This is a genomic window from Longibacter sp. (assembly GCF_051155795.1).
GTDB lineage: Bacteria > Bacteroidota > Rhodothermia > Rhodothermales > Salinibacteraceae > Longibacter.
Map to the genome: position 1 here is coordinate 40,369 of NZ_DAXETW010000082.1, position 10,439 is coordinate 50,807.

The window sequence follows — 10,439 nt, forward strand, 5'->3', positions numbered from 1 at the left end:
CATCCGATGGGGTAAGGACCGATGCGCCGGGCCTCACCACCGGATCATGATTCGTTTCTAAACGAGGTCGCGGCTATGCAGCGTCATCCAGGGCCGACAGGATGGCCGGCAGCACCTCGCCGGCCGGGCCGGCCAGGTACTCGTCGACGTTTCCGGAAATCGGGGTCCGATCCGGGTTGACCTCGACGACGTAGGCGCCGGCTTCTTTTGCGAGCATCGGGAGGCGCGCTGCAGGGTACACGACGGTGCTCGTGCCCACGCTCAGGAAGACATCACAGTTCGTTGTCGCCTCGCTCGCACGATCCATAGCGTCGGGGGGAAGCATTTCCCCGAACCAGACCACATCCGGGCGAACCAGCCCCTCGCATTCCGGACACGTTGCCGGTCGCCCGTTTTCGATCGCGGCGTCGATGCGGGCAGCGTCGATCTCTTGCTCACAGTCGGTGCAGTAGTTTCGGGTGATGTTGCCGTGGAGCTCGACGACCTCCGAGCTGCCTGCCCGGTTATGCAGGTCGTCCACGTTCTGGGTGATCGTCGTCACAAGATCCACGCGTTGTTCGAGGCGCACGAGCGCCCGGTGACCCTCGTTGGGCTCCGCGTCTTCGACGACCTGCCGCCGGTGGCGATACCAACCCTGCACGAGTTCGGGGTTGTCCAGAAACGCCTCCACATTGGCCAGTTCCTGCGGCTCAAACTTTTCCCAGATGCCGCCCGGGTCGCGGAAGGTTGGGATGCCGCTCTCGGCGGAGATCCCAGCCCCCGTCAGTACGGCCACGCGGTCGGCGCCGCGGAGGTGATCGATGAGTGTGTTGCTGTGCATAGACGAGCCGGGGTCAGTCGGATAGATCGTGATCGGCGGTGGCGGGCGGTGTTGCGTTCCGTTCTTCGCGCTCCGACCCGGCCGATGGAGCCGCTGCGGGCGAAGACGAGACGGTCTCCACGTGACGTGATTCCACGACCTCCACGACGTTTCGGGTTTCGCGGAGCGCCATGTCGCCGTCTTCTGCGCTCGTCCGGGCGCCGGAGAATTTTACGAGATCGGCGAGCTCCAGAACAGCGCGCACACGGCTCGTGACAACGGGCGGAACGTCCGTGCGACGCTCGAGATTTGCCACCACCTCGCGGGTGGTGCGCTCCATCGTGGCCATGTCGAGACGCGATCCCAGGTAGCGGCGGAGGCTATTCGAGAGCCGGACGTAGAACGGCTTCGCTTTGTCCGGGTCCGATAGATCGACGCGCTCAAGGCCCTGCAGTTCAGCCAGGATCTGTTCGTGGGCTGTGGTGTCGGGCTCCGGTTCCTCGGGACCGTCGGGGGGCGCCTCCTCCTCGCGGCGTGTCCGCCAGAGGTACAGCAGCACCCCAACCAGGCACGCGAGCGCAACGCCGAGCAGGATCCAGGGCCACCAAGGTTCCGGAAAGGTCGCCAATGGGGCAAGACCGCGCAGCCGTGTATCATCCGATGCCACGGTCGCATATACCGGCACCTCGACCGCTGGCGTTCCACCGGTCATCGTGTCGCCGGAGGCCGTAATGACCTGTACGGGAAGGGTCGGGACGCGCGCGGTGTCGAGTGCGAACGTCGTGACAGTGTATCGGGCGCTGTCGATGCGTGTGCCCGGTGCCTCCGCCCCGAGATATCGTTCCCCGGTCTCGCGCGGCGCGACGACCTGCACGTCGCCGAAGATCATCGGTCCGGCGTCGTTCTCGGGAAAGCGGACGTTGACGGCAAACCCGTGCTCCGCCGTCACCACAAGCGTAAAGCGCTGACCGACAGCGACGCTATCTGCCGTCACGTAGGCGTCCAGTCGTGCCGGAATCTGCTGGGCCTCTGCGTCGGAGGCACCGATGGCCGCACCCAGCAGGACGAATCCGAGAACGAGGCGTGCGACGAAACCCACAGAAATCAGGGATAGGAGGGGAAACGAAACGGGGCGCCACGGGAAGCGGACCTACGCGCGCTCGTTTCGACGGCGGAAGAAGGCGACGAGCGGCTCGATGAAGTCGGGACCGGTATCGATGCGGACGTGCCCGACACCTGCGCGGCGAAACAGGTCGGCGGTCTGACGACGCCGTGATTCGGCGGCTTCTTGGAACGCCCGTCGGACCTTCTCGCTTCCGGCGTCCACGGTCACCGTCTCCCCGGTCTCCGCATCCGTCAGGTCAACCAGACCTACATCCGGCAGTTCCGTTTCACGCGGATCGGCGAGTTCGACCGCGACCGTATCGTGACGGCGGGCAACGGCTCGCAGCATCGAGTCATATCCTTTGTCGAGGAAGTCGCTGATCACGATCAGAATCGACCGGCGACGGACGATGTGCGTGACGTATCGGAGGGCTTCGCCAATGTCCGTATCGCGAGACGCCGGCTCCTTTGCGTACAGGTCGCGAATCAGCCGTAGGACGTGCCGACGCCCCTTCTTGGGCGGCACAAACTTCTCGACCTCGTCCGTGAAAAGGAGCAGTCCTACCTTGTCATTGTTTTGAACGGCGCTGAACGCCATCACGGCGCACACCTCCGCAGCGACGTCTCGTTTCAGTTTTTCCTGCGACCCGAAATCTTCGGAGCCCGAGATATCGACCATCAACATGACCGTCTGCTCGCGCTCCTCCTCGTACACCTTCACGTAGGTGTCGTCCATCCGTGCCGACACATTCCAGTCGATGTTGCGGATGTCGTCCCCGACCTGGTAGGGACGGACCTCAGCGAACTCGATACCCCTCCCTTTGAACGCAGAGTGGTACTCGCCGCCGAAGACATTGTCGACGACGCCCTTCGTGCGAATCTCCAGACGCCGGATCTTCTTGAACAGCTCTTTTGGAATCACGGTAAGTCTGGGGATCAGCGTCCGGGTGCACGTATGGGCATAGCACGAATGGTTGATGTCGAAGGGTCCGACCGGGTCTGTTTCCCTTGCGCTACTGCGGGCGGCGGCCGCGGTCGACGACCCGGAGCGCTCCGTCGATGTAGCCCGGAAGATCCACGCGGCGCCTCGGAAGCAGTCCGGTCTCGTCAAGCCGATGGTCCGGTGGCGGGAAGTCCCTCGGAAGGGCCACTTCCCACATCTTTCGGCAAACGGCCTCGGTGCGTGTCTGGAGGACGTTCATCCACGCCGGCGCCCCGCATGCGCCACCGGCGCACGAACGCAGGCGTTCAGCGGCGACGTCGTCTTCGTCTCGTTGACGTGCTCGCACGGTCCGAACGGGAGCACGCACGCTGCCACGGCCCACCGTCTATTGGGACTGTGGTGGCCCTCTCCTCGCCCGACGCCCTGTTTAATGAACGCTCGTCACCGGTCTCTTCTCATCCTGACGCATGCTCCGTCGCTACGCGTCGCGCAGATCGTTGCCGACGCAGGCGCGGACGGCGTCATCTGCAGGCGTGCCTCGCTCGGTCCTAAGGGCGAACCCACGGGCCTTACAGACTGGGTCGACAGCCTTGACACCCGTCTCTTCGTGCAACTGCGCCGACTGCACGCCGGCACGGCCCTCGACGTCGAATCTGCAATCGAAGCGGGCGTGACAGGTATCACGCTTCCCCGAACCCACTCCACGGGGGAGGCGGACACGGTCATTCGGCTGGTTTGTCGTCGCGTGGAGACGCTGATCCGGGTCGATCCCGCGTGTCTCCTTCGCGATGTACGCATGCTCGGCACGATGGGATGGGACCACCTTCACATCGGTCTCCGGAAGCCCGACAATGCGGGTTCACCGAACTGGACCCGCTCGACCCCGATCTGCACAACAGCCGTGACGGACTTCATCGCGTCCCTCCCCGGTCGGAGCGCGGGATTCGTCGACCTTCCGTTTCGGCCCGGGGGCACTCTGTCGCTCAGCGACCTACAGGATCTCCAGCGAATGGCGCGAGCCGGGGGCAGCCTCGCCATCCTCCACGCTGCACCGACGCTCTCGCCCGCCATCGCTCGCACATGGATCCGCACGATCCGGCACGCGTGGTCGACCGAGCATCCCGCCCTCACCCTCTCGCCCGCCGAACCCGTGTATTCCCCCGCCCGGACCGCGACGTCCTGACGGCGCCGGGCGCGAAGCGCATTCGACACACAAAAAGCCACGCCCCGCTCGACCCGAAGGTAGAGAGAGGCGTGGCTTTTGACGTGGGAGCCCGCACCACGATTACCGTGAAGCGGACATCCCGCAGAACCACAGGCACAGCGGTGCTCAAGCGCTGCGCGGAAGGGTCGACCGACGCTCGTACTGCCGCGTCACGGCCGCCCGTGGTGGGGCTGGAGGGCCCTCTTGTGTATCGAATCGGAGGTCGTACGCCTGCTCCGGCACGACGCCATGCACACCACTCATTATACGCACATGGGGTGACACCCCTATGTCATGCCGTGCAATACGTCGTTTGCGATCCGGCCTCCGACGGTAGCGTCCGATCAGTCCATCATTTTGCGAAGAAACGCCGGCGTGTCGTCGTCCGACGAACGGGAACGCTGCTGGTCCCGGTTCGGACGGTCCTCGTTGAGGTCGTCCCCACGCAGGCGCTTGATGTTGGAGCGGGACGAACTGCCGTCACCGGACTGGGACCTGCTCCGAGGAGGCGAGCTACTGCCGCTGTCGGACTCGCGATCCACCGGCTCTCCGCCCCCGTCCTGCGTCTCCTGATTTTCCTTCTTCTTCCGGCCGCGCAGGGGCGTACTCCGACGCTCATACGCCGGCGTGTCAAGGTGGCGCAGGTTGTCCTCCCCCTTGTAGCGGTAGTTCGGGCCGTTGCCGTCCAGCGGTACCGTCCGCCGCATCCCTGAGTCGTCGTCCTCCGCCTCGTCCTCCGGAGAGTCGAAGCCCGTCGCGATGACGGTGACGCGCAACAGGTCGTCCATGTCGTCGTCGATCACCGTGCCAAAGATGACCTCGACATTTTCTCCCGCCTCGCGCTGAATGACGCTGGTCGCCGTCGTCGCCTCGCGAATGCCGAGGGACGAGCCACTGGTGATGTTGACCAGCACGTTCCGGGCGCCGGCAATCGACAGGCCGTCGAGCAGCGGGCTCGAGATCGCCTGTATGGCCGCCTTCTCGGCACGATTGTCGCCCTTCGCCTCCGCGGAGCCCATCAGGGCCTCGCCGCCGTTCTTCATGGTCGTCTTCACGTCAGCGAAGTCGAGGTTGATCAGGCCGTGGACGGTAATCAGGTCACTGATCCCGCGCGTGGCGTTGTAGAGGACCTCGTCGGCTTTCTCGAAGGCCTCGATCAGGCTCGTATTTTCATCCGCGATGTCGAGCAGGCGCTCGTTCGGAATGACGATGAGCGTATCGACGTTCTTCCGGAGCAGCTCGATGCCCTCCTCGGCCGTCTTCTGGCGGCGGGCGCCCTCACAATCGAAGGGGCGCGTCACGATCGCCACGGTCAGGATCCCCATCTTGCGCGCGATGGATGCGACGACCGGGGCGCCACCCGTTCCGGTGCCGCCGCCCATCCCGGCGGTGATGAAGACCATATCGTAGCCGTCGAGGGCTTGCTCCAGTTCGTTGGAGTTTTCCTCGATCGCCTCCGCGCCAACGCTGGGCCGCGCGCCGGCGCCGAGCCCCTTGGTCAGGGTCCGGCCCGCCTGGATCTTCTGCGGGGCCTGGTTCTCGGCCAGCGCCTGGGCATCGGTGTTCACGGCGACAAACTCGACACTGCCGTGAATGCCCTGGTCGACCATGTTGTTGATCGCATTGCCTCCCCCTCCGCCAACGCCGACGACGCAGATTTTGGCTTCCTCGTTTGCGGCATCGTCAAACGAAAACCGCGAGCTAAATTCGTTTTCCATAAGTTCCCTCCAGTCTGTGTGGTTCGAAAGTCAGAGCGACCCGTAGATCCGGTCGAGGTGAGCAGCCCCGAGGTCATGCAGGATCGGGTCGTCGGGTGGTCGTGGGTTTCGTGAAGTAGTGTGTGAGGGTACGATGCTGCAGATTCCGGCGAAAGCCGCCGTGACGGTTGCGTGGAATGAATCACCGCCGTTCGGAGCACCCGGGCGGGGTCAAAGCCGCTAAAATGTTATGACGCAACGAGTTATCATCTAAAGAAACGGGATACCCTGGCGAATCGCAACGTACCATAGCAGTTACAGTTCGTCAAACCATGATTTCATCCGTGTAGCGATGCGGTTGACGAGCGTTTCTCCCGATACGCGTTCTCCATTTCGATGCTGATCGATGTCCTCGCTGAGGGTGGATCCGCCGATGACCTCCGGGCGCATGCCGTAGAGCACGAGCCCGACGCCGGTCGAGTACTTCGGGTCCGACACCTCCTCGACGAGGCCGCCGGACAGCCCCATCGGACGGCCGATCCGGGCCTCCATCCCCAGCACTTCAGCGGCCAGGTCGGCCGTTCCGGGAATGAGCGCCCCGCCACCGGTGAGCACGCAGCCCACGCCGAGGTGACGCGCGTAGCCGGAGCGCTTGATTTCGATGGCCGCAATTTCCAGGATTTCCTCCAGCCGTGGCTGAATGACCTGCGCGAGCGTGTCGCGCCCGATCGTCTTCTCGGGCCGCCCGCCGATCCCGGGAATCTCGATCTGCTCGGTTTCATCGGCAAAGTCGACGAGAGCGGTGCCGAACTGTCGCTTCAGCTGTTCGGCCTGGTCGCGCATCACGCCCAGTCCCTTGCGAATGTCGTCCGTGACCTTGTTGCCGGCCACGGCGATGACGGCAGTATGGCGGATCGTGTTGTCTTCAAACACGGCGATGTCGGTCGTCCCGCCGCCGATATCGATCAGCGCCACGCCCACCTCCTTCTCGTCGTCGTGCAGGCACGAGAACGAAGACGCAAGCGGCTCGAGCACGATGTCGGCCACTTCGAAGCCGGACTTCTCGATGCAGCGGTAGATGTTCTTCGCCGCCGACACGAGGCCCGTGATGATGTGGACGTTCGCCTCAAGGCGGACGCCGCTCATGCCGACGGGGTCGGCCACGCCGTCCTGCCCGTCCACGATGAACTCCTGCGGGATGACGTGCAGAATCTCGCGGTCGGCGGGCATCGCCACGTGCATGGTGTCTTCGAGGAGACGCTGCACGTCGTTCTGCGTGATCTCGCCGGACCGAATGGTCACAACGCCCCGGCTCTGGAAGCTCTGGACGTGGTCGCCGGCGATCCCGACAATGACGCTGCGCACTTCCACGCCAGCAGCCCGCTCGGCCTCTTCGATGGCTGATCGAACGGCGTTCACGGTGCGGTCGATGTTGACGACGACGCCGCGGTTGAGTCCATCGGACGGGGCAACGCCGACGCCCAGGATGTTTACGCGGTCGAGTTCATCCTCGGCAGCAACGACGGCACATACCTTTGTCGTGCCGATGTCGACTCCTACGACGATATTTTCGTTCATGGCGGGTGCGGGTGTCGATTCGGGGTGCTGCGCGGACGGCCGGACAAGGCGACGAAGGCCGCCGGCCCGAGCGGAGCGCGAGCATGTGTCAGAAAAGCCGGGCCTGTCGAAACAGGGAGCGGTTCGGGGCGAGCGGTGGAAATCTGGAGGATGGCGGGGGCGCGGCAGACCGCGCTCTGCGTCAGCTTTCGACGGCGGTACGCCCGTCGGCGGCCTCACGGGTCACGATCTGGTTGTCGAAGCGGAGATCCACGTATCCCACGGGCGGATCGGGTCCGGCCTGCAGCACCTGATGGTGGAAGGCCACGAGCCGTTTCAGCCGAAGACCAAACTGTTCACGCCCGAGATCGGCCGTAACAGATGGATGGATGTCCGTGGGTCGAGTATACACACGAATTCGGTCGTTCGCGAATACATCAATTTCGGTAATGAGGGGCGCCGCGGCGTGCCCGTCGAGCGACTGTAGGAAGGCGGTGAGCCCCTCCCCGGCTACGCCCTTGATCGGATGGTAATCGGCAGACACGCCGCGTACGAGCGGGACATCGAAGGCGGTGCTGTCGACGAGCGGCATCGCGTATCCGCCGGCGTCGAGGTAGTAGGCGGGGCGGTTCTCCTGGATCACGATAGCCGCCGGGGTACGCTCCGTCACGCCCAGTACGAGCGTCCGAGCGGATCGGCGCTCCCGGATGTCCACGCGACGAACCCAGGGGTGGCGCTGCACACGGTCGGCGATCAGTCCGAGGTTGAGGTCGTCCATGACGACGCCGGTATCGACGCGCGCCAGCCGCCGCAGGGTGTCCGGGTGAACGTGCTGAGCGCCCTGCACCTGAACGACGGATACCGGCACATTGGCCTGCCACTGCCAGCCCAGAAGGCCGAGCACGAACACGCCACCCGCGACGAGGGCAATGCCCCCGAGGCGAACAGCGAGCTTGGCAATTTTACGTGCGGTGTCGAGGTTCATGGCGAACGGTCGTTCAGGCGGATGCGTCGCTGTTCGAAAGGGCCGGTTCGAGGTCGGTCAGTCGGTCTACGAATTCGCGACTGTACCGCCAAATGTCGCCGGCGCCCATCATCAGCACCAGGTCCCCGTCCGCGGTGATCTCCGCGAGCTCGTCGGGAAGGTGCTCTTTCTCGGGTACGTAATGGACGCTGCGGTGGCCGTAGTTCTGGGCCCGCCGGGCAATCTCTTCGCCGCTGACCCCTTCGATCGGCGCCTCGCGTGCCTTGTAGACGTCCGTCACGACGAGCACGTCGGCGTTGAAGAAAGCACGGGCGAAGTCGTCTTGAAAGTCGCGGGTGCGGCTGTACAGGTGCGGCTGAAAAACGGCCACGATGCGCCGGTCGGAGAAGCCCTGGCTGGCGGCGTCGAGCGTGGCCTCAATTTCCGTCGGGTGGTGCGCGTAGTCGTCGAGAACGACGCGCCCCGCCACATCGCCGATCTGCTGGAAGCGACGCCGGACACCGTCGTAGGATGCCAGTCCATCGCGGATGTGATCGAATGGAACGTCGAGTTCAACGCCGACGGCCACGGCCGCGAGCGCATTGCGGACGTTGTGCATTCCGGGCACGTTCAACGTGACGGTCCCGAGTGCATCGCCACGAAACTGCACGTCGAAGTGCGTCTTCAGGCCGTCACGCCGGATGTTGATCGCGCGCACCTCCGCCTGTCGCGTCGTCCCGTAGGTCAGCACCCGGCGCTCAATGCGCCCGACGATAGCCTGCACGTTGGGATCATCAAGGCACAGGATGGCGGCTCCGAAGAAGGGGACGCTGTTCGCATACTGGGTAAACGCGTCCTGGATGTCTTCCAGCCCGTCGTAAATGTCAAGGTGATCCTCCTCTATGTTGGTAATTACCGCGAGCGACGGTGTAAGCCTCAGGAACGTCCGGTCATACTCGTCGGCTTCAATCACGATGATGTCTCCTTCCCCGGTGACGGCGTTGGACCCGAACGCTGTCACTTTCCCTCCCACGATGACCGTCGGGTCGAACCCGCCGTCCTTCGTGACGAGCCCGATCATGGAGGTCGTCGTGGTTTTTCCGTGCGTCCCGGCAACGCCGACGCCGAACTTCATCCGCATCAACTCGCCCAGCATCTCGGCGCGGGGGATCAGGGAGATGCGGCGCTGCTCCGCTTCGAGGGTTTCCGCGTTGTCCGACGGGTCGATGGCCGAGGAGTACACGACGACGTCGGCATCCCCCACCTGTTCGGCGGCATGGCCTTCGTGGACGACGGCACCGAGCTCTTCCAGGTGCCGCGTCACGTCGCTCCGGGTGAGGTCGGACCCCGACACACGATAGCCACGATTGAGCAGCACTTCGGCGATCGAGCTCATTCCGATCCCACCGATGCCCACCATGTGGACCCGGCGGATCCGCCCCAGAGCCGGTTGTCGTCTGCGTTCGGTTTCCATCTTCAGGTGAGGCTTCGGTGGGTGTCGGCGAGGGCGAGGACATCGGCGGCGATGCGGTCGGCGGCTTCAGGGCGGGCCTCCCTCCGGGCGGCGTCGGCCATGTCCCGGCGGACGCCGGCGTCGCCCAGCAGCTCGCGGACAACGTCGGCGACGTGGGCCTCGAGATCCGGCTCTCGCAGGACCCGTGCGGCTCCGACGCGCTCCATGGCCCGGGCGTTTTTCGTCTGATGATCGGCAACTACATTCGGCGAGGGGACGAGGACGGCCGGCGTGCCGGTCACCATCAGCTCACTGCACGTGATCGCACCGGAGCGGCAGAGGGCGAGGTCGGCGGCGGCGTACGCCAGATCCATCCGTTCGATGTATTTCAGTAGTCGAAGGCGCGGGTGGTCGGCGATGCGCTCGCTGATGGCGCTGTAGTAGCGCGACCCGGTCTGCCAGATCACGTGGACGTCCGGGTCCTCGAGCAGCGCGCTGAGGCTCCCTTCCAGCGCCGTGTTGAGAGCCTCGCTTCCCAGCGATCCGCCAAATACGAGCAGGACGCGAGCATCTGCCGGAATGTCCAGCGTATCTCGGGCCTCGGTCGCATCGGCGCGGAGAAGGGAAGCGCGGGTAGGGTTGCCGCTAACCGTTGCCCGCCCCGACGGCACCCAGTCTCGGGCCTCATTAAAGGCGAGATGGATATGCGAGGCGAACA

General features: G+C 64.7%; 10 protein-coding genes. 1 reads left to right on the top strand and 9 read right to left on the bottom strand.

The window, feature by feature from the left end; genetic code table 11:
* Window positions 1-73 precede the first annotated feature (73 nt).
* From ACFCU0_RS08915 to ACFCU0_RS08930, 4 genes are all read right to left on the bottom strand, one after another.
* Window positions 74-820 carry an SIR2 family NAD-dependent protein deacylase gene (locus tag ACFCU0_RS08915; protein WP_434973317.1) on the bottom strand — a complete coding sequence of 249 codons (747 nt, stop codon included), beginning with the start codon at window positions 818-820 and terminating at the stop codon, window positions 74-76.
* A 13-nt stretch (window positions 821-833) separates the two neighbouring features.
* A complete protein-coding gene (locus ACFCU0_RS08920) occupies window positions 834-1,898 on the bottom strand; it encodes a hypothetical protein (RefSeq protein WP_434973318.1) in 1,065 nt (354 codons plus the stop codon).
* Between the two features lie 51 nt (window positions 1,899-1,949).
* Complete coding sequence (locus ACFCU0_RS08925) at window positions 1,950-2,825, bottom strand: DUF58 domain-containing protein (RefSeq protein WP_434973319.1); 876 nt, start codon at window positions 2,823-2,825, stop codon at window positions 1,950-1,952.
* A gap of 91 nt (window positions 2,826-2,916) precedes the next feature.
* On the bottom strand, window positions 2,917-3,192 hold the full coding sequence (locus ACFCU0_RS08930; protein WP_434973320.1) for a hypothetical protein: 276 nt from the start codon (window positions 3,190-3,192) through the stop codon (window positions 2,917-2,919).
* Between the two features lie 84 nt (window positions 3,193-3,276).
* Here ACFCU0_RS08930 and ACFCU0_RS08935 point away from each other — a divergent pair, with 84 nt between their 5' ends.
* Window positions 3,277-4,029, top strand: coding sequence for a hypothetical protein (locus tag ACFCU0_RS08935; protein ID WP_434973321.1), 753 nt, complete (start codon window positions 3,277-3,279; stop codon window positions 4,027-4,029).
* A gap of 365 nt (window positions 4,030-4,394) precedes the next feature.
* Here the strand turns inward: ACFCU0_RS08935 and ftsZ are convergent, their stop codons facing one another.
* The 5 genes from ftsZ to ACFCU0_RS08960 form a co-directional block, all read right to left on the bottom strand.
* Window positions 4,395-5,768: a cell division protein FtsZ gene (gene ftsZ, locus ACFCU0_RS08940; protein ID WP_434973322.1), complete on the bottom strand. Its 1,374-nt coding sequence runs from the start codon at window positions 5,766-5,768 to the stop codon at window positions 4,395-4,397.
* A 294-nt stretch (window positions 5,769-6,062) separates the two neighbouring features.
* Entirely contained in the window at window positions 6,063-7,325 is a 1,263-nt protein-coding gene (ftsA, locus tag ACFCU0_RS08945; RefSeq protein WP_098075844.1) for a cell division protein FtsA, read from the bottom strand.
* A 181-nt stretch (window positions 7,326-7,506) separates the two neighbouring features.
* Window positions 7,507-8,289, bottom strand: coding sequence for a cell division protein FtsQ/DivIB (locus ACFCU0_RS08950; protein WP_434973323.1), 783 nt, complete (start codon window positions 8,287-8,289; stop codon window positions 7,507-7,509).
* Between the two features lie 13 nt (window positions 8,290-8,302).
* Window positions 8,303-9,742, bottom strand: a complete 1,440-nt coding sequence (murC, locus tag ACFCU0_RS08955; protein WP_434973324.1) for a UDP-N-acetylmuramate--L-alanine ligase — start codon at window positions 9,740-9,742, stop codon at window positions 8,303-8,305.
* Between the two features lie 2 nt (window positions 9,743-9,744).
* Window positions 9,745-10,439, bottom strand: a 695-nt coding sequence (locus ACFCU0_RS08960) for a UDP-N-acetylglucosamine--N-acetylmuramyl-(pentapeptide) pyrophosphoryl-undecaprenol N-acetylglucosamine transferase (protein WP_434973325.1), incomplete at its 5' end; no start/stop codon positions are given.

What these genes read in the sequence shown, in the direction of transcription:
- ACFCU0_RS08915 (WP_434973317.1), bottom strand. Translation starts at nt 820, where the DNA reads ATGCACAGCAACACACTCATCGATCACCTCCGCGGCGCCGACCGCGTG.
- ACFCU0_RS08935 (WP_434973321.1), top strand. Translation starts at nt 3,277, where the DNA reads ATGAACGCTCGTCACCGGTCTCTTCTCATCCTGACGCATGCTCCGTCG.
- ftsZ (WP_434973322.1), bottom strand. Translation starts at nt 5,768, where the DNA reads ATGGAAAACGAATTTAGCTCGCGGTTTTCGTTTGACGATGCCGCAAAC.
- ftsA (WP_098075844.1), bottom strand. Translation starts at nt 7,325, where the DNA reads ATGAACGAAAATATCGTCGTAGGAGTCGACATCGGCACGACAAAGGTA.
- ACFCU0_RS08950 (WP_434973323.1), bottom strand. Translation starts at nt 8,289, where the DNA reads ATGAACCTCGACACCGCACGTAAAATTGCCAAGCTCGCTGTTCGCCTC.
- murC (WP_434973324.1), bottom strand. Translation starts at nt 9,742, where the DNA reads ATGGAAACCGAACGCAGACGACAACCGGCTCTGGGGCGGATCCGCCGG.